This is a genomic window from Bythopirellula goksoeyrii, assembly GCF_008065115.1.
Lineage (GTDB): Bacteria > Planctomycetota > Planctomycetia > Pirellulales > Lacipirellulaceae > Bythopirellula > Bythopirellula goksoeyrii.
The window spans coordinates 5,319,117-5,342,180 of sequence record NZ_CP042913.1 but is presented as its reverse complement, the minus strand read 5'-3'; the positions used below and the strand labels follow the sequence as shown (position 1 = coordinate 5,342,180).

Sequence of the window (23,064 nt, the reverse complement as noted above, 5' to 3'; positions counted from 1 at the left end):
AAGAGTCCGGTGGGAAGCCGTATTCTACCGGTTTATCACGGACCTGCCAGGGGGCGAGGCAGGGAAGTACTCGTGGCTACTTTCGCTTTCGCTTTGCTTTCCCCTTGCCCTTGCGGGGCTTTTGCTGGCGAGTTTTCTTATCGGGCTTGTGCTTCGCGGCGCTGCCAGCGGCGCTGCCCCCCGTTTTCTCCAAGAGTCGCATGTCGAGTTCTCGCCGCTCGACGTCTACCGCTGCGACTGCCACCTTCACTGGGTCGCCAAGTCGATAGGTGTTGCCTGAGCGGAATCCGCGGAGGACGTGTCCGGCGCGATCGAATTTGTAATAGTCATCGGCTAGGGACGTGATATGGACGAAGCCTTCGGCGGGGAGATGCGTTCCCATAATGAAAAGCCCAAAGTTTTCCACTCCGGTGACAATTCCGTCCATCTTCATTCCCACTTTATCTTGCAGATAGAGCAGAAGTTTTACCTTTTTAAGCTCACGTTCGGCCTCGGTTGCCCGTTGTTCACGGTCGCTACAATGATCACCAAGTGTGAGTAACTCGCCAAGATGTTGTTCAGGACTCTTCCCGCGGCTCACGGCTTCGACGAGACGATGGATCGTCAAGTCAGGGTAGCGACGGATCGGTGAGGTGAAGTGGCAATAGCATTTGCTTGCCAAGGCAAAATGGCCCTCTTCGTCGGGACTGTACACTGCCCGCTGCATCGACCGCAGGACGGCATAGTTGACGGCATGCTCGCGGGAATCTCCCTTCACAGCGTTGAGCAAATCTTGCAGCGCAAACCGACTTTCTAGACTTTCCGTCTTGAGGCCTAGTTCACCCACGAAATCGGTGAGCGACTTAAGTTTGCGTGGCTCCGGGGCTCCGTGCACACGGCGAAGGAAATGTAAACCCTTGTCGGCCAACATCTCTGCTACCGCTTCATTGGCCGCCAGCATGAACTCTTCGATAATCTGGTGGCTCTCCGTATTTTCTGCTACATGAGCACCCGCCACGGTACCATCTTTGTCGAGATCGATTTCCAATTCAGGCATGTTCAGTTCGAGAGAACCTCGCTTCATCCGTCTCTCTCTCTGCATCATGGCCAACTCGTGCATGCGGCTGAGGAGGCCATGAACTTCCGGAGTGAGCTTAGTTTTCCATAGGGTACGATCCGCAAGGAAGCTGTCGACCTCTTCATAAGTAAATCGTCGACAGCTCTTGATCGCACTCTTGAACACTTCGGTGCCAACACGCACTCCTTCGGGACTGAACTCGATTCGTGCCGTAAGTGCAAACCGGACCTTGTCGGGCTGCAAGCTGGCGAGGTTATTCGAGATGATCTCTGGTAGCATGGGGATCACCTGGTCCGGCAGATAGACGCTGGTGGCTCGTTCCCGCGCCTCCTGATCCAGGGGCGATTTCGGCCGTACAAAATGCGACACGTCGGCAATGTGAACCCCTAAAAGCCAGTGCCCGTTGTCCAATCGCGTGAGCGAAATTGCGTCATCGAAATCGCGAGCCGTAGCAGGATCAATGGTGATGACCGTCTCGGCAGTAATGTCCTGGCGGTGCTTGTGATTGTTTTCGTCAAACAACTCCGCTTGTTCCCTGGCATCTTCCAAGGCAGCTTCAGAGAACTCCCCGGGCAGGTTGTACTCACGAACAATCGAAAGCGTATCGACCCCGGGTTGACCTCTCTGACCAAGGATTTCGATTATCACCCCTTCGCCATCCCGAACATGCGAGGGGAAGCGGACCATTTCCACTACGACTTTGTCCTCGGGTTGGGCACCCTTCGCACCGGGGTCGCCTACGAAGACGGGTTTTGAAAACACTTTCCCGTCGATCTGCACCAGACCCATGCCTCCTTCGACGAGATAGGTCCCTACGAATCGATTGGTCGCCCGTTCGACAACATCGATCACTCGGCCTTCGCTTTTGCCTTGGCGACCTACTTTGCCGCTTAGCCGCAATCGGACGATGTCGCCGTTGGCAGCGTCGCCCGCTCCATTGGCGGGGACAAAGATGTCGGCATCACGACCGGTGCCGGCGGGGGTACCTTCGGGCCGGACAAAGCCAAATCCCCCTTCAGCTCGCCGAAACGTACCGACGAGGTTTTTCTCGGATTTCTTATTCTTGTCCGGCAGTTGCAGATCTCCATTCTCGGCGGCGAAGACCAAGTGGCTCGGGCCATAAGCAAGCTTGCCCTGCTTTACGAGTTGCTTAACGATTTTTTTGGTACGCGCAACATCATCTCCTTCCAGACCCAGTCGCTTGGCAATGGTCGCCGGCTTGATGGGACGATACTTGGGGTCGGTCACATAACGGAGTATGGCGTCTTGGATGTCAGGCATAAAGGGGAGGGGGGTGAGTATCTGGTGGAAGGTCAAGTTAGAATACGAGTTAGCCGCGACTCAACGAGTCGCTGGAAGGTCATCTGCTTAATTTGCCATTTTGATCAGGCTTCCTTATTAAATACATAGATAAAATAACCCAGATTAAATGAATCACAGCGATGGCCATCGTTCCTAGCCAAGGCATGAAGTAGTTCAAACTGATACCCAATGCAATTGCCACTATAGAGCAAATAAGGACAATTAGGATCAGTGAAGGTCCGTCGGAAAATGATTTGCCTTTTCTAAGATTGTCGAGTTTGCAGAACAGCCACAGACCCGTCCAAAAAAGGAAGACGAACAATAATAATATTCTGTTCGGCATCTATTGATTACTTCACATCATGTGGATCGATAACGTGTAGTTTCGGAAATCGCTCAGGAAGTGCTCGTACTCCATGGGCAGTCAATAACCCGAATCACCCTCAGCATTTTTGCCTCACACAATTCGTTTCCGTAAACAGCTCTTCTAAGACACTCCAAGGCGGCCAAACGTTCCGTCGGAGTCTTGGTGGCCCAGAAGGCGCGGTCGTCTCCCTCTTCTTCCAGAGGTACTAGTCGAATAGCAGTCTTGTCGAGACGATGTTTGTCCATGAGTTCAAGAAACTATGATTGAAAGTATGATCTAACGCCTCTCTATTTTACCTCATATTCAAGCTAGGTCTATTCTGACTTATCTAGCTACGAGCATTCTGCCCTCAATCCTCCTTTTCCGGCTTGAACAGCTTCCGGCCGATCTGTGAGAAGTATTGCGTCCAGTTACTTTCGCTGTTGGGGCAGTCGGCCATCAGTTGACTGAAACTTGCCACCTTCGCATCGAGGTTGTCCAAGAGGTGAAGCACGATCGCCTCAAGGGTCATAGGTAGTTTTGGACTGCCGTATTCGTATTCCCCATGGTGGCTGATAATTAGGTGCTTGAGTTCGATGAGCAGTCGCTCGGGAAATGGCTGGCCGTCCTGCTGAACGATTTGCCGCACTTTTTCGTCGAGCATCGAAACGCCGATCACCATGTGGCCTAGCAGTTGTCCGGCATCGGTGTAGCCAATATCGCGATCGTAGAAAAGCTCGTCCGTCTTGGCGGCGTCATGGAGAAACGCGCCCATTAGAAGTTTGTCTTGCGAGAGCTGGGGATACTTGGGTGCGACCGCCAGTACCAGTTCCATCAAACTCAACACATGTTCTAACAGACCACCTTGGTAAGCATGGTGGTTTTTCATGCCGGCTGGCGCGCGGCAGAACTTGTCCATAAAGGCATCGTCTTTGAGAAAACCCTTGGCGAGCCTCGTTAGTGGCGTCGATTGAATCTGTTCCAGGATCTCGGTGAGACGCGTGCGCATCTTCTCTATATCGGCCGATTGAAGGGTGATGAAATCTCCTTCATCGAGTTCATCTGGCCGGGCCTTGCGGATGCGCGTGGCGATGAGCTGCATGTTGCCCTGAAACAACTGCGTTGCACCCTCCACGTGAACGTAATCGCCATTGTCGAATGCCTTGTAGTCGTTGTCTGTGGCATTCCACATGCGGGTGTTGACTGAACCGCTACGGTCGGAGAGATCCACTTGTAGATAGAGGTTGCCATTGCGGTTAGGTCGAAGTTGCTTGTCGGAAGCCAGAAATACCTGACTGACTGGCTCGTTGTGAGCAAGCTGGCTGACAAAGCGTCGAGAATCTGAGGACATAGGTGAGTGGTTGCTTGTGGCAAGTGGTTCGTGAATAGCCGATGATGCAACGCATCGCCTGGCCAAACGCAACATCTTAGCACATTTTCGCCCGACTCGCTGGTGCCATCAGATCCGCAATATTTCTGCTGCGATTCTCTCCCAGTGGGGATTCGACTAGAATGTGACCCTGATTTGTTGATGTTTTCCCTGCGACTCGTTGAGTCGCGGCTATTTCTTAGACACAAGTTCTACTTAACACTATGCCCAAAGCACCGAAAACTGCGATTACACCCACCCGCGCTGAGAATTACCCCGAGTGGTATCAGCAAGTCGTCAAGGCGGCCGATCTTGCCGAGAACTCCGACGTTCGTGGCTGCATGGTCATCAAGCCTTGGGGTTATGCCATATGGGAAAACATCCAACGGCAGCTCGATGCGATGTTCAAGGCCACCGGCCATGAGAATGCCTATTTCCCCTTGTTTATCCCGATGAGTTTTTTGGAGAAAGAAGCTGAGCACGTCGAGGGCTTTGCCAAAGAATGCGCGGTCGTGACGCACCACCGTCTGGAGCCCGACGGCCAGGGTGGGCTTCAACCGGCACCAAGCGCCAAGCTAGAAGAGCCGTTGATCGTCCGGCCAACAAGTGAGACGATCATCGGTGCCACTTTTGCCCGTTGGGTGCAGTCGTATCGCGACTTGCCGATTCTTATCAATCAATGGGCCAATGTCGTCCGCTGGGAATTGCGCACTCGGATGTTCCTCCGCACCACCGAGTTTCTCTGGCAGGAGGGGCATACGGTGCATGCAAGCGAGGATGAGGCTCTCGCCGAAACTCGGCAGATGCTTGAGGTGTACGCGGAATTTGCCGAAGGGGTGATGGCGATGCCGGTGATTAAAGGTGAGAAAACTGCCGGTGAACGGTTCCCCGGTGCGGTGGCCACCTACAGCATTGAGGCCCTGATGCAAGACCGAAAAGCCCTGCAGGCGGGGACGTCGCATTTCTTAGGACAGAATTTTGCGAAGGCTCAGGAGATCAAATTTCAGAACGTGGACGGCGAGTTGCAGTTCGCTTGGACAACTTCATGGGGTGTGTCGACCCGGCTTGTGGGTGGGTTGATTATGACCCACTCCGACGATGATGGGTTAGTGTTGCCGCCAAAACTGGCCCCCGCCCAGGTAGTGATTCTGCCAGTGTATCGTAACGACGAGGAGCGTGCCAATGTCATGCCGTATTGCGAGACTCTGAAAGAGGAGTTGGCTTCCCAGCAATATGCTTTTGAGACGGTTCGAGTGCGGATTGACGATCGTGACCTGCGTGGTGGTGACAAGCGGTGGCAGTGGATTAAACGGGGTGTACCACTGATTATGGAGATTGGCCCCCGAGATATTGCTGACGATAAGGTATTCGTCAAACGCCGCGATATCGAAGGCAAGGGTGAGGCTATCCCGCGTGACGAGGTTGTGGGCACCGTGGCCAACCGTCTTGCCGAAATCCAGCAGGCACTCTTCGATCGTGCAGTAGCTTTGAGGAATGAGGCGACCGTTGAGATTGATTCACTCGAAGAATTTGAGGAGTACTTCGCTGAGAGAGCTCCAGGTGGATTGGCGCATTGCCATTTTGTCGATAGCCCCACGATGGAAGCGAAACTGAAAGAACTCAAATGCACGGTACGGTGCGTGCCACTTGATGCGCAAACGGAATCGGGGAAGTGTATCTTCACTGGAGAGGCGAGTGAGCGTCGGGGGGTATTTGCTAGAGCATATTGAATTTCGGAGGGCAGTGGCCCTCCGGCTGAGGCTTATTCCTATCCCCTTAGCCGAACCGTTACGCGATTCGAGAAAATTATTACATGGGCAACATCTCCTCCCCCAAGCCGGTTCTGTTACTCATAGCGATCAGCAGTCGCTACGATGCGGCCCTTGAATGGGCTCGCGAGAAAATCACGACCGCGTTCGGTCCTGCCGGTGCGACGAGCCCTGCATTCGATTTCACAGAGACGGATTACTATACTTCCACGATGGGGACCGAACTGAAAAAGCAGTTTATCGTATCCGCCGCGCCCATCGATCCTGGCGATTTGTCGGCGATCAAGAGACTCACGAACGAATGGGAAGCTGAATATACCGCATCGGCTGGACATCCTGAGCCGAGGCCTCTCAATCTCGATCCTGGTTATCTCACCCTCGCCAAACTGGTGCTTGCCTCGACCAAAGACCACGCCCATCGCATCTATCTTGCCGATGGGATCTATGCTGAAGTGACACTGAGTTTTCGTGCGAAGTCCTGGCATGCATTCGACTGGACCTACCCCGACTATCAACGCGATGACTTTCAGGAGTTCTTTACAGAGAGTCGCAATTTGTTGCGAGAGAATCCGTTGACTGGAAATTGACGACGTCCTTTGTTCCGCCCTACAATGGAGTCAAGTTGAATAGGGATGCCAAATTGTAGGGGCCGAATATGAAAAGCGTTTTTGGCGTAGTCTTGTTTGCCGTTGTAAGCGGAATCGGGTTAGGAGCTGCGCTTGGATATCTCGAGGGTCGGCTTCCTGAGGGTCCTTCCAAGAACCCGTCCACTGTTGGTGCCGAGCAACCTGAGTCGCCATCCTCTTTGAAGGGGCCAGTCGCCGAAGTTCCCGAAACTACTTTTAATTTCAATCGCATGGAACGTGCCTCTTCGATGAGTCATGCGTTCAAGATTAAGAATACTGGGGACAAGCCACTTCATGTGGAGGTTGCCAGCACGACCTGCAAGTGTACCGTCGGCGATCTGTCTGAGAACGACATACCACCGGGAGAGGAAACCGATATCGTCCTGGAGTGGACCGCTAAAACGCCCCCGGGACCATTTCGCCATGGTGCGACACTTGAAACGAATGATCCACGTCACTCTCGAATAGAACTTGTTGTCGAAGGAGAAGTTGTTGAGTCGACCGCACTTCAGCCTCCTGAATTGCTGTTCGGTACAATCCAGGCAGGCGAATCGAAGGAGGTATTCTGCTACTTGGTATCCAGCATTGAGGAGGATGCCCAGGTGCTTCAGCACGAGTTGAGCAATCCTGAGATAGCCAAACACGTTAGCATTAGCGTCTCCCCCGTTGACGAAGCAGAATTGAAGGCGCTCTCGGCGCTGAGTGCTGTGGAAATAACTGCTGCTTTCCGAGCGGGAAAGACTCAAGGGCCATTTTTTGATTGGCTCACATTGGAGACAAATCTTCCGCGAGCGGAGAAACTTACTGTCCCCCTCACAGGCAACGTCGTGGGCGATATCTCGGTTTTCGGACCTGGTTGGATCGCTACTCAGAACCTCCTGCAGTTCGGCTCGGTTGATGGCAAGACAGGAAAGAAGATCCGACTGCTCGTGGCAGTTCGTGGTGACCATGCTCGTGATACGCAGCTTTCTGTTGCTAGCGTCGATCCCGAGGAGCTAAAGGTGACGCTTGGTGATGCTAAGCAAATGGGTGAGAAACTGGTCCATTTTCCGCTGTTCGTCGAAATCCCACGTGGCACGCGTCCCATGGTACGGATGAGTAAAGTCGGCGAAGACGAGGAGTCGGGCCACGGCGATGGGCTCATCGTGCTCGATTCCACCCACCCCGCCACCTCCGAAGTACGACTAAAAGTACGGTTTTCGGTCGAGTAATTCGTTCGTGGCGCGTAACTGTTCTGGCCTTTGGAGTGTTTAGAGGCTACGATTTTCTACGACCTTTGGTTTTTGGACAATTTACCGAGCAGGCAGTGAGTGATCATGGAGTTCATGGCGGAACATTTTCGGAAGAGGCACCCATTTCTCGGTCTCTCTGTTCTCGTTTTAGCGGTGGTAATAGGGATTGCTTTTTCCAGCGGAATCCGGTCTGCAGAACACGGGAAATTCCCAGATCGGGCGGCAGAGATTGCCGATGCCATTAAAAAGAACGATCGGATATTTGTCGATTGGCCTAAGCCAGAATTCACGCTGGTATTCTCGGGTGATACGGACGGTTATCTGGAACCCTGTGGTTGTGCAGGACTCGACAATCAGAAAGGTGGCATGAAGCGCAGGCACACGTTTCTCAAGCAGCTTGCCGCCGATGGTTGGAATCCGGTGGCCCTGGACATGGGGGGGGAAGTTCGCCGCACGGGCTCCCAAGCGGAGATGAAGTACCGCTATGCACTTCGCTCGCTGATTGATATGGGCTATGCCGTTGTAACATTCGGCCTCAAAGACTTGCAGCTGTCGAGCGAAGCGATACTCTTTGTGCTCGCCAATTTGGATCCAGATAACAATCCACTGGTCTCGGCCAACGTCGATTTATTCGGGATGGCGCAGCCATTCAAGATAGTGGATGCAGGAGGGAAAAAAATTGGAGTAACAGCCGTCTTGGGAGCCAAAGCCCGAACACTTCTCGAGGGGAATGAAGAAATTGCCATACTTGACCCCGTTGAATCGCTTCGGGATGTGATCCCCCAACTGGAAGCTCAAAACTGTGATTTGAATGTTCTCTTGGTGCATGGCGAACCAGACGAGGCGACTGAATTGGCCCGCCAGTTTCCGGTGTTCGATCTGGTCGGCACCACTGGGGGAGCTGAAACTCCTCCTCCCCGTTCACGTCCGATAGAAGGAGCGAATTCTTACTTGATTGAAACTGGCCAGAAAGGGCAATATGTGATCGCTCTGGGAGTCTACGACGATCCTGAGTACCCGCTACGATACCAGCGCGTACCCCTCGATCACCGCTTTGAAGACTCGCCCGCCATGCAAGAATTACTCGTGGAGTATCAAAAAGAATTGGAAACGACCACGCTTGCTGGTTTGGGGCTCACCGGCATCCGCCACCCGGAAGATTCTTTTGCTGGGAGTGCGGCCTGTGCAGATTGTCATACGGAAGCGACGGAGGTGTTTCTCAATACACCTCATGCTCATGCGACCGAGACACTGGTGAATCTGGATCCTCCCCGGCAATTTGATCCGGAGTGTCTGAGTTGTCACGTTACTGGCTGGAATCCGCAGGAGTATTTCCCTTACGAATCGGGTTTTGTGGGACTCAAACAAACGCCGTTGATGACAGGCAATGGCTGTGAGAACTGCCACGGCCCCGCTGCAGCACATGTAGCGGCGGAGTCGGGCGAGGAGACACTCAGTGACGAAGAGATTGAAAGCTTACGAGCCGCACTGAGGATGAAGATTGTCGAAAATGAAGGGAATATCAGCGGTCAGACACCACCGCAAGTTGTTGGTGCGGTTGTCAATAAGTGCCTCGAATGTCATGACCTGGACAATAGCCCTGACTTTGACTTCCAAGAATACTGGCCTCAGGTCGAGCACTACGGAAAAGAATGAACTCCCCCGATGGACTAGTCGTTTCAGCGACCAGTGGGACCTACTCCTCCAACTGCGCCATCGCTTCGTCAGGGATGTTAAAATTCGCGGAAACGTTTTGCACGTCATCGTGATCGTCGAGCGCTTCCATCATTTTCAATACCGAGCGGGCTGTCTCCACATCTAGATCGACTGTGTCTTGAGGGATGCGTGTAATCTCGCGGGATTGCGTGGCAATGTCTGCCGTGTCGATGGCTTCGCACACCGCACCGAAAGCATCGGGATCGGAGATCACTTCGTAGCTGTCGTCAAAGATTTTCACATCTTCGGCTCCTGCCTCGATGGCAAGCTCCAGGAGTGATTCTTCGTCGGTTTGATCTCTTTCAATTACCAGCAGTCCTTTACGATCGAACATCCAGGCCACGCAACCGGTTGCACCCAACTTGCCACCGGCTACCTCAAAAATCTTTCGTACTTCGGGGGCGGTGCGATTGCGGTTGTCGGTGAGGATCTCGCAAAGGACAGCTACCCCGCCGGGACCGTAACCCTCGTACAACACCGAGTCGAGGCTGCCCCCTTCCAGCTCGCCGGTGCCTTTCTTGATGGCCCGTTCGATATTGTCCTTGGGCATGCTAATGGCTTTGGCATCATTGATCGCATAACGCAAACGCAGATTCATCCCTGGGTCTCCGCCCCCGTCACGGGCTGCGACAATGATTGCCTTGGAGAGCTTGCTCCAAACTTTGCCACGCTTGGCGTCGATGACCGATTTTTTGTGGGCGATATTCGCCCAATGAGAATGGCCAGCCATAGTCAGTCAGGTTTCGAGGTGGGACTTGCAGCCGTGATGCAACGCATCAGACGGAATATCTTCTACCGAGGTTTCTTCTTCGTGAGCTTTTTGTTCGAGGTTTTCTTGGCAACCCTGCCCGCGGTCTTCTTTTTCTTCTTTGGAGCAGCCTTCTTGGCAATGCTCGCTTTCTTGCTAGACTTCTTTTTCTTAACTGGTTCGGCAGCCGGTTCTTTGGAGGAAGACTTCTTTTTTCTCTCATCCTTTGAATTGCCAGCGGACTTTTTCTCGTTCGCTGCTTCAGCCTTTTTCGTCTGGCGTTTGGGAAGTCGGTCTTTGCAACTCGGGTCGATTTCTAAGAGAATCTTGCGAATCGTGGGGCCATAAGGACTGCGGTGGAGTTCCACCCCCAACTGATGTAGCAGCGTCCCGACCTCCGTTCCCTTTGTCTTGGGGATCGCTCGTTCCAAACCGGGAACGGATCTCTTGGCTGCTTCCGCATCGGAAATGACTTCCACGACATGCATGGCTTCAAGCAAACCTTGATTGATGGGAATCGAATGACCCCCCAGCCCGTTTTGTGTCACATAGGAGACTGTGAAGGGAGTCGTCCCATGGAAGTTCTCTAATTGCTTGATGGATTGCCCGATGTTTTGCTTTTTAAGAGGTTCCAAGTCATAGGAATAGAGCGTTTCGAATACACTCTGCAAGACCCGCTTCAGGCGAGTAGCAGCTTCTTCGGCATCGTTGAGTGGTTTGACGAGTTCGCTCAATTCTCGCACGGAAGAAACACGCACCTCGTTCCAGTCGAAGTAATCGTTCTTGAGCGCTGCAAATACTTTTTCTGCGTCTTCGTGCAGCGAGTTTTCCAAGCAGCACGCGAATACGAGATGCTCCAATACCGTTCGATCAGCGACGGGCTCGACGGGTTTATAGGTCTTCTTGACGACCTTCAAGACTTTATTGATTTGTGCTGCGCGATTATTGCTTGCCATTGATTGCGTTTCTTAGCCAAAAAAGGAAAGGATGTTAGTTAGAATTGCCAAAAAATGTTTAAATGTCTTCGTGAAGTGAATCGTCATCTTGACCAGCTGTGTCATCTGATTCAGGAGCATCATCCTTGGGGAGCACATCGCCAAGCATCTTGGCAAGGGCAATCGATTTCTTTACTCCCATATCTAGCTCAAAGCGAATGACAGGTGTGTACCGAGTATCGATTCTTTTCGATACTTTCTGCTGCAAATATCCTGCTGAACTTTGCAGACCTTTGAGGCAGAGATTCTGGGCCGCTTCATCACCCATCACCGATACATGGACCTTGGCAACCCGCATATCTGGAGATACCTCGACAAACGTCACCGTCACACCTTGGATCCGAGGATCGTGCAGATCGGTCAGGATCGCCATACTGACCACCTCTCGGACAGCCTCCGCCGCTTTCAATACTCGTCTGGAAGTCATGCAAGTTTCTTTCGTATCAGTTTCTTTCGCACTCGCTGACTACGATTCTAACGACTCCTCGAAGGTACGGCCCACTTCTTCGACCTTATAGACTTCGAAGAGATCGCCTTCCTTGACGTCGTTGAAACCTGACAACTTAATGCCACATTCCAAGCCCTCACGCACTTCTTTCGCATCGGACTTCTCACGTTTGAGCGTATCGATGGGGTAGTCGCCGATGATGGTATTGTCGCGGATGATTCGCGCTCGCCCATTGCGGGCAATTGAGCCTGACAAAACACGGCAACCTGCAATCGTGCCGACGCGGCTGATCTTGTAGGTCTGCTGAACTAAAGCCCGGCCCAGGTCAACTTCCCGTTCTTCCGGTTTGAGAAGACCCTCAAGGGCTGCCTTGATATCTTCGGTGATTTTATAAATGATTTCGTACCGTCGAACCTGAACACCACGTTGTTCGGCCAAAGCCCGAGCGTTTTCGTCCGCGATCACATTGAAACCGATAATAATCGCATCGGAGGCATCGGCCAGAGTGACGTCGGCTTCAGTGACCCCTCCCACGGAGGCTTGAAGCAATTTGATTTTTACTTCCGGATGATCCAGTTTGCCGAGTTCTTTCTGAATCGCTTCGATCGACCCGCGGACGTCTGCCCGCAGTATGATATTGAGCGTTTGGACTTCGTTAGCTCCTTCGAGGCGATCAAACAGGGTTTCGAGGGTGACGTGTTGAACCCCTCCGCTCAAGGCGGTCTTACGATGCGAATCGGAACGTGATTCGGCGATGGTACGCGCATCGGCAATATCGTCGAGAACATAAAAATGCTCGCCGGCACCAGGAGCCGTGTCGAATCCAGTGACGTTCACCGGCGTGCTGGGCCCCGCCTCTTCATAGCGTTGATTGGGTAGCAAGGTATCGTACATGGCTTTGACGCGACCGTAGGATTGCCCACAGACGATGACATCGCCCACCCTAAGAGTGCCATTCTGAACAATAATTTTTGCGACGACACCCCGACCAGGTTCCTGTTGGGCTTCAAGGCATGTGCCCATCGCTTGGCGATTTGGATTGGCTTTGTATTCGTGCAGTTCGGCAACCGTGAGTACCGTGTCTAGGAGTTCGTCGAGTCCATCTCCAGTAATCGCGCTAGTCTTAACTACTTCCACATCTCCGCCCCATTCACTGGGGAGCAAGCCATTCGTAGAAAGGCCCTGCATGGCGCGGTTGAGGTCCACCCCAGGAAGATCCGTCTTGTTTAGGGCGACGACAATCGGCACCTCAGCTGCTTGGGCGTGGCTGATAGCCTCCTCTGTCTGAGGCATCACACCATCGTCCGCTGCAACGACTAATACGGCGATATCGGTCACATTGGCTCCACGAGCACGCATTTCCGTAAATGCTTCATGGCCTGGAGTATCGACGAACGAAATTCGTCGGCCGTCTTTTTCGATTGTGTAGGCCCGAATGTGTTGCGTGATGCCACCACTTTCTCCGCTGACCACATCAATATCGATAATGCGGTCCAGCAGTGAGGTCTTGCCGTGGTCGACGTGGCCCAGGAAGGTAATGACCGGTGGGCGCGAAACCAGATCGGCTTCGTCGTCTTGTCGGTCGCGAATACTGGCCAGCAATTCGTCTTCGACGCTGACCGCTTCTTTCAATTCGAGATTGACTCCGAGTTCGGCGGCGATCAACTCCGTCAAATCGTCGTCGATCAAGGCGTTCATCGTAGCCATGACTCCTTCTTCCATGAGGATTCGCAAAACTTGACTGGCGGGAACACCGGCTGCTTCTGAGAATTCACGCACGGTGCAAGGTAGTTGCAAGGAGACTTTGTCCTTACGAGGGGCCGCGGTACTCACGCCGGTGCGGCGTGGCCGGCGCAAAGAGCGGCGGGGTCGATACTCGTCGCTTCCTTCGCGATCCCTCAAAGTATGACGTTGCCGACTGAGTTGACGTTGCTCACGTCCTCCGAGCATGGGAGCATCATCTTTGTCTGCACCACCCTTGGCCTTGCCTCGACGACCCTTGCCGGAAGCAGGTATTTCTTCACCAGGAATGAGCATTTCCTTGTCTTTGCCGCGTTTCTTGGCATCCAAGGTATCTTCATGCCGCTTCAAGTGAGCCGATAGGGGCTTTCCACTTGTTTTTCCAGGCCGCAGGGCTTCGGCCGGCAGCCGAAGGTCTGGCTTCTGAATCGCCTCATCCTTCTTGGTCGCACTACTGGGAGGCTTCTCAGTGATTGGTATTGGAGCAAGTTTGATGGCAGGTCGGCCGCGTTGGGGAGTGGATCCCGTTTGCTTCGAATCACGGCTCCGTTCTTTGTCTTTTCCGCCAGGAGCAATCGTGGGAAGCTTCCCTCCGACATTCCCGGGACCAATGTAGTCGTCTCGCCGCATCACGTTGGCCAGTGGCCCATGGCCTTCTTCGGACATCTCCATCGGCGCTGCGGCAGGTTCAGCGTGAGGTTCGTTGGAGGTGGCGGAGGGCTCTTCCACCGAGGCCGCTGCCTCTTCACGTTTTTTGCGCAAGCCCGCCAAAGGGGATGCTGGTCGGGGAGTATTGAGAACAGGCATTTTGCCTTCACGCACCGGTTCCTTGGGCCGTTCAGGTGCGGGTGCTGTTGGAGTCCCTTGCGGTGCAGACGGGGTGCCAGAGCCTTGGAAGTGCTCCTTAAGTTTGGAGACTTCCTCGTCTGACAGGCTAGCCAGCGCGGAGCCTTTTCCTCGGATGCCTAGTCGTGCGCAAACATCGACGAGCTCCTTGCTGTCTAATTTCAATTCCTTCGCTAATGAATAAATGCGGACCGCCAAAATCAATTTCTCCGTGCGAGCTCAGTGGGTTGCAGTTTCTGTGATTGCATTTTTTCAACGCTCGCGGTTAATGTAAAAAAACTTAGGAAACCATGAGTATTTTCCTCCTCATACCGTGACTTCCATCAGGCCGCTGACTATGGGTAGTCATTCAGACCATCAGGGAAATAAAACTACTCCGGACCTTTTGCGGGTTCGGGAGATTCGTCGTTTGAGGCATTCTCGACGGGAGCTGCCTCCTCAATGTCGGCGTCACTTTCTTCCCCGGCAGGTTCTATCGAGCCAGACTCTACCGAGACGGGCTCCGACTCCTCCGTGGCCTCAGTTTCAGCCTTGGCTTCCTCTTCTTTGCGAGCTGCTTCGGCTTCTTCTTCCATAGCGGTTGCTGCTGCGATGCGGTCTTCTTCACGTTTTTGCCGTCTCGCTGCCGCTGCCGCTGCTTCGGCTTCTTCAGCCCGTGCTTCGGCTTGTTCGACAATCACGTCGACTTGTTCTTCGGTCATTCCCCCCATTTCCATCAAGGCATCGGGTTCGATGATCGAAAGGTCGTCGTAGCTCAAGAAGCCCTCTTCCACCAAACGTTCGGCCAACTCTTGTGTGACCCCCTCGATGGAACTGTATCCCTGGACGGCACGGTCAATGGACTCAGCCAGCTCATCTTGAGTCATGATTTCAATGTCCCAGCCCGAGAGCTTGCTTGCCAAGCGTACATTCTGACCTCGGCGACCAATCGCCAGCGACAATTGGTCTTCACGGACCAAGACAATCGCCCGGCCTAACATGCGGCAGAGAATCACCTGCTCGACTTCCGCTGGCTGAAGGGCGTTGGGGATCAGCACTTCGAGGTTGTCGTCCCAGCGGACGATGTCGATGCGTTCTCCACCCAGTTCATCGACAATGTTCTTGATGCGGTTGCCTCGCACGCCGACACAGGCTCCGACGCAATCGACCCGCTGGTCGCTGCTCGACACGGCAACTTTTGAACGATAGCCCGGTTCACGTGAGATCGCACGAATCTCAATCACACTGTCGATAATCTCGGGAATTTCTTGTTCGAACAACCGTTGCACCAAATGGGGCCGAGCGCGACTGAGAATCACTTTGATGCGGCTGCCACTCTTGCGAACCTCAAAGACGGTGGCCCGCACACGTTCGTTCACATGGTGGGTTTCGCCGGGAATCTGTTCGCTACGGGGGAGGATCGCCTCGACGTTCGTGAGCGTGACGGTTGCGGCACCCCCTTCATAACGCTGCACAACTCCGCTGACCATCTCGCCAATCAGATCGCTGTACTCATCGAAGAGGGCATCCCGTTCGGCTTCGCGGATCTTCTGGATCATCACCTGCTTGGCAGTTTGGGCCCCAATTCGGCCAACAGTTTCCTCAGAATCGAGGGGTTCGCCATCGCAAGTCGCAGAGATCGCACCGCTTTCGCGGTCGATTTGCACTATGACATCCGCTTCTTCTCCGTAATATTTTTTCGCTGCCGATACGAGTGCGGCCTCGATCCCCTCGAAGACAATATTTTTCTCAATGTTTTTGTCTCGATGGATCGCATCGACAATTCTCAGTACTTCGCCAGCATTCATGTTTGTTCATTCTCCGCGGCGTATTTCGCCCACCGCCAGGCAACCAGGTTGTTCGGATTGTTTTCGATTTATTGGGCAAGTCTAGCTTGGGAATAACCCAGCCCAGACTGGCCGCACTTCAAGCGGCGCCGCCTGTCGGTGAGCAGTCGGCTTGACCAAAACCCTTTTACCAAAGGGACTTAGCGCAGTTTGTAATCCCGTAATGATAACCTACCCAAATGCAGTGTCAACCGGCTGAAACGGGTCAACTGGGAACCGCAGGAGTCTTTTACCGCGACGAGTATTACCTGCGGCAGCCATTCTAGCTGTCTCTTCAGGAACTACACCCGCGCTATTAGCACTGCCGCGGCTTGTGCCTGCGGGGTAACGCTGAGCTTTAAGAAACTGCTCCCCGCGGGGCGATCACCGTCTGCCGATAAATTTAGCGGGCAGGCCGGATCGGGGTTGGTATAGTTGAGTGTGGCAAACAGTCTGCCGCTCGTGAGGGCAAGTGTGCTGGCGATCAGTTCCACCATGCCACTGCCAGCCCCCAGATTGCCGAAGTAGCTCTTGGCTGCTACGACAGGGACAGATTCTGCTGCCTTGCCGAAAACCTCGCCGATGGCGGTAGCTTCTTCGGCATCAGCTGCGGTGGTCGCTAAGCCATGGGCGTTGATGTGCCCACATTGGTCGGCCGTGAGATTGGCCGATTCGAACGCCGAGCGCATGGCGTTGGCGAGAGCTTGGGAGCGGTTGCCTTTCAAGTGGGTGTCCGTCACGATACTGCTGCCCGTCCCGAGGACCTCGCCGTAAATCGTGGCACCACGCTGTCGAGCGGACTCGAGTTCTTCCAACACAATCGACCCAGCACCTTCGCCGACCACCATCCCGCTCCGCTTCGCATCGAAGGGGCGAGAGGCCTCGGCTGGTGGACACTCGCTGTTTGCCAGTTGCTCAGTCTGGATGGCGTGGATCGTTTTGAAAGAGTGAACTCGTGTACCCGTTGCCCCAGCAAGCATGAGATCGGCGTGGCCGCGCTGGATCGTATGCACCGCTTCGCGCACGGCCATCAGGCTCGAAGTCTCGCGCATCGTGAGGGAGTTGTTTGGCCCACGCAGATCATTGATGATTGCAATGTGGCTTCCCGGCATATTCGGCAGAAACTTAAGCATCCAGAGCGGGCTCATTTGCTCCAACCCCATGCTGCCCCAATCGGAATAGCGGAATTCTCCTTCTCGGGCACCGCACTTGACCATGCCATCGACAAAATCATCCGGCGGGCTCAGCATGTAGTCGCTACCAAACAAGACGCCGCTCCGCTCAGGTTCGACATCAGAAACCTTTGCATCGGCCAGCGCCTGCTGTGCCGAGGCGATGGCCATCATCGTTTCACGGCACATGACTTTGAGGGCCTTGCGGATCGCTTTCTTGACATCCTTTTCCAGCGGACCAAAGTTGTCGATGTCCCCAGTAAATTCGCGGCATTCGCCCGCAAATGTGACAAGGTCCTCGATGGGGGGCAAGAGCGTGAGTGGTTCGACGCCACTGCGACCGCTTGCAAGGGATCCCTGCATCTGGTCGACGGTATTTCCCAGTGGCGAGATCAGTCCCAGACCGGTGATAACAACGCGACGTGGTGAGTCAGAGGAATTCATTCAAGCGAAAGAAAGCGGGTGAGAAAGCAGAAACAACGATCCTCCAGGATAGCCGTCTCACGTCGTCAGGGCTACCCGGCCCCGGCACGCGTTCTGCGGGATAGTATGGGTGTCGCGGCGTCTTGTTCCCTCCCGGACCGCGTGGCGGGTCCGGCTAGGGAGGGTGTGGTAGGCAGCGTCGGGCAAAGCGATTCTAGAAAAATCGGCCGCCGCCCTGTTTGGGGTCGATACCGCGTTCTTTCATCCGATTCTGGTACATTTGCATCGTCGTTTGGAACTTGGCTCGTTGTTCGGGAGTCGTCTTATCGAGCATTCCCTTGCGGAATTGGTCAATTTGTTGAGGCGTGGGTGGACTATTACCATCGCCTACACCTGGAGGACCACTGCGACCTTGGCCTCCTCCGCTCTTCTGGCGAGCCAGCATCTCATCGATTCTCTTGTCCAGTTCGGCTTTTTGCTCTTCCGGAGTCTTTGCCAGGAATTGGTCGAGTCGCGCTTCCATCATCTTCATGAAGATCGGGGCGCTGCTCTCGAAAAAGGAGCGACGTTGTTCTTCTGACAGACCTTTCATCTTTTCGCCAAACACCTGGCGGTTGGCTTCCTGTTGTTCCTCTGTGAGTTCGCGCCGCATAGCAAACTGTTCATCCCGGAGTTGTTCTAACTCAACAAGAGCAGGATCTTTGGCACTATAGAATCCCCATCCAATCGCAGCTAACACCAAGAATATCGCTGCACCAATCAACGCGTGTTTCTTGTTCATCGCAATGCTCCCTGTCATTTCTTGAGGACAACTATTCTTCGGGCACGACAACCGCGTCTACATGACCATCCAAATAGGCATAGTTCCGTGCGCCGTCCTCGCCTGGCGAACCATGAAACGCACCAAAATCATAAACGACCCAAACCGTGCTACTTCCCCCATAAGCTAGCTTGCTATCGAGCACTTCAGGACGTGTCTTGCCGGCTAAGCCAAAGGAAGGATATTCGTAGCTCAAACCTTCGCGGTCGAAGTAGGTATTATACTGCGAGAGCAGGGCGTCGTCGTCGGTGTCGGAAGATTCGGGATCGTGCTGGAAATAATCGCTGGGGCAGTGGAAAATCTCTCGGTTCTGCTCGCAAAAATCGGCCAACACGTCGTAGAGTGAGGGGAGACCAGTTGGGTTCAGCGTACGAGGCAACTTGGCCACCTCAGGAAACTTGCCCCGTTCCCCTTTGCGGTCCAAGTATTGGGTGAGTGCCAAGCCAATCTGGCGGAGGTTGTTTTTGCAATGCGTATTGCGCGCCGCGCCCCGCGCTGCTTGCACTGCCGGAAGAAGCAAACCTACCAACACACTGATGATGGCTATCACCACCAAAAGTTCAACGAGCGTAAAGCCGAATCTGTGTTTCATACCTTGCAAAGTCTCTCCGTCCAATGACCCTCTACGACATCTATTACGCGATCGGGGGCTCTGGCATTACAACCCGGCATGCGGGGAAAAGTTTTGCCCCGCCAGCACGGAAATTTTGCGTATGCTTGCATTTTATTCAACAGGGTGACCTGGGTGCAACGGTAGATGCGTTATTCGGCCAAAGTGTCCAATAATCGAGCATTTACTTCTGCTGGCATAGACACTGCAGGATCAGGGCGAGTGGCAACGACTCTCGACTAAGAACAATAATAGGGTTCCCGGCAGTGGGACAGCTTTTGCCTCCGCCAATATTCCGCTAGGAATGTTTCACATGTAGTTGAATATTGAGAAGCGTGGGACTAGCCAAATAGATCATCCCAGGCGGATTCCACCAATTCTGCGGAGAGAGAGGAATCTTCACTGCTATTAGAAGATTGTGCTTCGTGGGTAGGTGCGGATGTGCTACTCGTTGACAGAAAAAGTTGATTTGCAGGAATTGGTTCTCGCCTGATTGCTAGTGATTCCAACGCTACCTCGATGGCAATGGGATCTGTCATGTTATTGTCCATCTGAGATACATTCCAGGCGGCTAGGGAAGCAAGTTCGCTAGCCGAAAGATCAACGCTTTCAGAAATGCCGCTATAAGTTTGGACCGTGGCTAAGAGAGGCGTTGTGCCGTAGTTCGTTGCCCAGAGATCTAAGTCGAGGTTGTCGACTTTGCCGTCTTCGTCGGCATCGCCGTCCGCTGGTGTGGCTCCGCTTTGGATTCCATAGCCGCGTTGCCAAGCGAGGAAGTCACGTCCATCAATGTCGCCGTCTCCATCAAAGTCACCGTTGTTGGTCGTGCCAATGTAGCTGGCTGAGTCGATTTGAGCCCCCGCCGAATTAGCAAGTACCAAAGCACCGCCACCGTTGGCCAATCTTCCCGTGTAATTGCCCTGGGTAAAGAGCTGTTGACCACCCCTTGGTCCCGTACTGCGGGCCTGGAAGCCTTGCACGTCTGCCACTAGATACAAAGATTCGCCGGCAGGAATCACCGTGCCAGGTTTGAAAGTATGTTCGATCGCACCTGTGATCGTCCAGTCAGAAAGGTCTGTGGCATAGGTTTGGTTGTTGTTGGTAAGGACGATGTACTCTTCGTCCTGGTTCCCTGAACCGGGGGCATACTCGATCGCTCCAATCGAAATGTCCTGCACGTTACTTTGCGACCCGACAGAACTATTGATAAGATTTCGGCGAGAAACGATAAAGTCGTTCTGGATTTGATCGACGGCTTGGGCTGGTGTGTGGGTGTAGTTTGGATGGATGCCCCACTCGTTCATGTCATTGATCGCTTCATCGGCAGTGAGAGTGTCCCAATGTTCAAGCTGTTGGTAGGCCCAACTCGACGCAGCCGAAGTGCCTGTCGATCCTAATAACTGATCAGAGACACTGAGAACCCGACGCAAATACATCTCGGTGAGTCGAGGATCGAGATCGTTGTTGACAAAGTTCCGGACAATGTTGGCTTGCTCGGAAAAATTGAAATCCAGTGCTATATTGGTGAATAGGGTGTTATTGAAATATGGTGGATTGGCATTTCCCCATCGGTGTCCAAAGCTGAGATCGACGTCCCAAGGTAAGATTTGCCAGAGCTCTGTATTGTTCGAATCTCGATACCAATACATGTTCTTGTGGCCATAATCGCTGTTCGCCATCACATTTTGGACAGCAAGATAGTTGACGATGTCGGCAATATCTAAATTGTCATAGTACCATGTTCGAGCTTGCGTACCGGAAAGTGAGTTGGCGTCTAATACGTCCTGAAAGTCGCTGCGGTTTTCATAGTTGCGAGTAATCTTGTCGACTTCATTCAAGGCACTTGTAAGCCCGTTATTCACTTTGTAGAGTGCTCCGTGGGGATCGAGACCTAATCTCTCTAGGTATTCGGAGTCACCTTCTTCAACGAGGTCGTACAAGGCGTAAAACTGCCCATTGCGATGAACTGATACTGGTTGGGCTAGATGGGTGGCTCCACCAGCTTCAGCAAAGGAAGCATAAGCCAGTGTGTTACGAAGCTTCGACTGGTCGGCATAGTTGGTGAGCAAGTTGAAATCACTATGCCTTCCGGTGTCATCACCAATGTCGAATTTCTCGCCTGAGTTGGCGTCGAAATCAAAAGAGTGCTTCAGGAACTCGGGAGCAGCTGTCGACTGCCCATGCAAGTCAACTTGTATATTGTCGTAGAACTCTCCACCAAAGAACAAGGACGCGCGAGTCCCGGCACGTGTTTCCGCTGCTGCTTCGTCTTCTAAAAACCAGTACAGTACCGGTATGTCTGTCGAGGCCGTAGGATCGAGGATCACGGTTCCAAAAAATTCGGCCGAATCGAGGGGGTCATTAAAGCGAGGTGCGCGGGTTTCTGTTCCATGGGTATCACTGGCGGTGATATACCAGCGGACCATGTCGCCTTCGGAAAATGATGAAGCAGGAATCTGACTTGTATAAACCCCGTCACCCGCCTGCAAGTCACTTCCTTGGCCATCGTCCGTGAACGCTGCCTGCACTTCGGTGCCAAACCCAATCCGGTAATAGAACTTGGGGGAAGCGAGATTTACCGGATGGACCGACTGGGATATGGAAGCAGTGACGATGATATTGTCGTTTCCTGTGCCACTTGTGGGAGTGAATTCAACATCATCGATAATTGGTCCCAAATCGATCGTTTGAGAATTCGATGAGCCCGGTGTAGGAGTCAGGTAGCCTATGGAGCCCTCTGCGACACTACTTTCCTTAGCCGTGAGTTCGGCGGTGATAAGCATGTCGCTGCTGTTGGAATTGTTCAACGCGTGAATAGCAAGCACGTTCGTGCCATTTTGCAACAGGTCGAGGTAATTGTTCAGTGAAAAAGCGACTGGTTCAATAACTTCGCTGTCGGCTCGACTTCCTACTGCAATCGAATCATAGGCTAACGGAGTCGCCGGTTCATTCTCTCCGAACAAGTAGGTGCCGTTCAGGTAGACCGCAAAACCATCGTCATAACGAAGTGAAAGTACCAATTCTTCGATATCGGTTGCCGAATTAACGTTGAATTCATTGCGGATATATACGGTCGTGGGTTTAGGGTCTGAATCGGAATTGATCAGATGTGTGTTGAGGTAAGGATCGTAATCATTGCTCGCGGCGAGTTCATAGCCAACGCCATTGATTCCATTGGAAAACCCGTTCGAAGTTGCATTGAATCCGACCATCGTCCAACTGGTGCCTAGAGTATTACTCGTGGGAACCAAATAGGTCAGACCATAGTTTCCTGCGAGCAACGATTGGGAAACCGGCCCTGCCAATCCATAGGAGATATCGGTTACTTGAGGAGGGTATTCTCCACCTGAAAGACTTATTCCGAGGTCGCTGATGATGGTGCCGTTGGGGTCGGCCAGCCCAAGGTATTCTCCTCCCGCACTGAGCTTGAAGTTGGTGTGCCAATAACCTGCAGGATCGACCGTATCCAGGTCGGATGCAAACACAACGAGATACTCCCTCGAGCCAAGAATAGTTTCAGCAGTGAATTCCCACTTGGTAGAGTTGTCTGCATTATCTGTGAGGTAATAACCCTGGAGATCGACGGCTGCATCGCCAGCGTTGTAGATCTCGATCCAATCATTGTCTTGGCCGTATCCATCGTTCAGCGACGAATCATTACTTGCCAGAAACTCGGACAAGATCGGTTGGGCTGCGAGCATGTTACGCGATTCAAGAGTCTCAAAGCGCGCGGATCGACTCTTCAGACGTGAGGTCAGCTTACGACGCGATCTATTTGCCATCTACTCTGTCTCGGGAAAATGCTTGTGGGTACCGCTACACCCTATCCCCGCGAAATGCCGAAACGGTAAAAGGATGAACAAGGAAAAATGCGATCAGAATGCCTCTATCTAAACAGGCTATCACGCGATGTTCGCAAGATCAATGAATTTGAGACGAGTTGAGAAGTTAAATTCTTGAGACTGCGAAGAAACCCTAGTATCGAGTTGGTTCGAGTGCGTGAGAACGTCCGGCATGAAAATTTGTTTTAGCTCGACGCA

General features: G+C 53.2%; 14 protein-coding genes and 1 pseudogene. 4 read left to right on the top strand and 11 right to left on the bottom strand.

Annotation, left to right across the window (positions count from 1 at the left end):
• Nucleotides 1-76 precede the first annotated feature (76 nt).
• Both rnr and Pr1d_RS21090 read right to left on the bottom strand, forming a co-directional pair.
• The gene (rnr, locus tag Pr1d_RS21095) at nt 77-2,338 is read right to left on the bottom strand and encodes a ribonuclease R (RefSeq protein ID WP_148075377.1); all 2,262 of its coding nucleotides are present in this window, start codon (nt 2,336-2,338) and stop codon (nt 77-79) included.
• Between the two features lie 737 nt (nt 2,339-3,075).
• Nucleotides 3,076-4,056, bottom strand: coding sequence for a 3'-5' exoribonuclease YhaM family protein (locus Pr1d_RS21090; protein WP_148075376.1), 981 nt, complete (start codon nt 4,054-4,056; stop codon nt 3,076-3,078).
• Nucleotides 4,057-4,298: 242 nt separating this feature from the next.
• Here Pr1d_RS21090 and proS point away from each other — a divergent pair, with 242 nt between their 5' ends.
• The 4 genes from proS (at nt 4,299) to Pr1d_RS21070 (ending at nt 9,357) form a co-directional block, all read left to right on the top strand.
• Nucleotides 4,299-5,804, top strand: coding sequence for a proline--tRNA ligase (proS, locus tag Pr1d_RS21085; RefSeq protein ID WP_148075375.1), 1,506 nt, complete (start codon nt 4,299-4,301; stop codon nt 5,802-5,804).
• An 83-nt stretch (nt 5,805-5,887) separates the two neighbouring features.
• Nucleotides 5,888-6,430, top strand: a complete 543-nt coding sequence (locus Pr1d_RS21080) for a DUF4416 family protein (RefSeq protein ID WP_148075374.1) — start codon at nt 5,888-5,890, stop codon at nt 6,428-6,430.
• Between the two features lie 68 nt (nt 6,431-6,498).
• On the top strand, nt 6,499-7,680 hold the full coding sequence (locus Pr1d_RS21075) for a DUF1573 domain-containing protein (RefSeq protein WP_148075373.1): 1,182 nt from the start codon (nt 6,499-6,501) through the stop codon (nt 7,678-7,680).
• A gap of 114 nt (nt 7,681-7,794) precedes the next feature.
• On the top strand, nt 7,795-9,357 hold the full coding sequence (locus Pr1d_RS21070; protein WP_168205393.1) for a multiheme c-type cytochrome: 1,563 nt from the start codon (nt 7,795-7,797) through the stop codon (nt 9,355-9,357).
• A 40-nt stretch (nt 9,358-9,397) separates the two neighbouring features.
• Here the strand turns inward: Pr1d_RS21070 and Pr1d_RS21065 are convergent, their stop codons facing one another.
• The 9 genes and pseudogenes from Pr1d_RS21065 to Pr1d_RS21025 all read right to left on the bottom strand — a co-directional run bounded on the left by Pr1d_RS21065 (nt 9,398) and on the right by Pr1d_RS21025 (nt 22,806).
• On the bottom strand, nt 9,398-10,147 hold the full coding sequence (locus tag Pr1d_RS21065; RefSeq protein WP_148075371.1) for a YebC/PmpR family DNA-binding transcriptional regulator: 750 nt from the start codon (nt 10,145-10,147) through the stop codon (nt 9,398-9,400).
• 62 nt (nt 10,148-10,209) lie between these two features.
• The gene (locus Pr1d_RS21060) at nt 10,210-11,121 is read right to left on the bottom strand and encodes a hypothetical protein (protein WP_148075370.1); all 912 of its coding nucleotides are present in this window, start codon (nt 11,119-11,121) and stop codon (nt 10,210-10,212) included.
• Between the two features lie 58 nt (nt 11,122-11,179).
• Complete coding sequence (gene rbfA / locus Pr1d_RS21055) at nt 11,180-11,587, bottom strand: 30S ribosome-binding factor RbfA (RefSeq protein WP_148075369.1); 408 nt, start codon at nt 11,585-11,587, stop codon at nt 11,180-11,182.
• 39 nt (nt 11,588-11,626) lie between these two features.
• Nucleotides 11,627-14,392 carry a translation initiation factor IF-2 gene (infB, locus tag Pr1d_RS21050; protein ID WP_148075368.1) on the bottom strand — a complete coding sequence of 922 codons (2,766 nt, stop codon included), beginning with the start codon at nt 14,390-14,392 and terminating at the stop codon, nt 11,627-11,629.
• A gap of 173 nt (nt 14,393-14,565) precedes the next feature.
• Complete coding sequence (gene nusA / locus Pr1d_RS21045; RefSeq protein ID WP_148075367.1) at nt 14,566-15,981, bottom strand: transcription termination factor NusA; 1,416 nt, start codon at nt 15,979-15,981, stop codon at nt 14,566-14,568.
• A gap of 320 nt (nt 15,982-16,301) precedes the next feature.
• Entirely contained in the window at nt 16,302-17,615 is a 1,314-nt protein-coding gene (locus Pr1d_RS21040; RefSeq protein WP_148075366.1) for a beta-ketoacyl-[acyl-carrier-protein] synthase family protein, read from the bottom strand.
• 193 nt (nt 17,616-17,808) lie between these two features.
• Nucleotides 17,809-18,375, bottom strand: a complete 567-nt coding sequence (locus Pr1d_RS21035; protein ID WP_148075365.1) for a hypothetical protein — start codon at nt 18,373-18,375, stop codon at nt 17,809-17,811.
• 397 nt (nt 18,376-18,772) lie between these two features.
• Nucleotides 18,773-19,006, bottom strand: a pseudogene (locus Pr1d_RS21030) (type II secretion system protein); the annotation flags it as partial.
• A 359-nt stretch (nt 19,007-19,365) separates the two neighbouring features.
• Complete coding sequence (locus tag Pr1d_RS21025; RefSeq protein ID WP_148075364.1) at nt 19,366-22,806, bottom strand: CotH kinase family protein; 3,441 nt, start codon at nt 22,804-22,806, stop codon at nt 19,366-19,368.
• Nucleotides 22,807-23,064 lie beyond the last annotated feature (258 nt).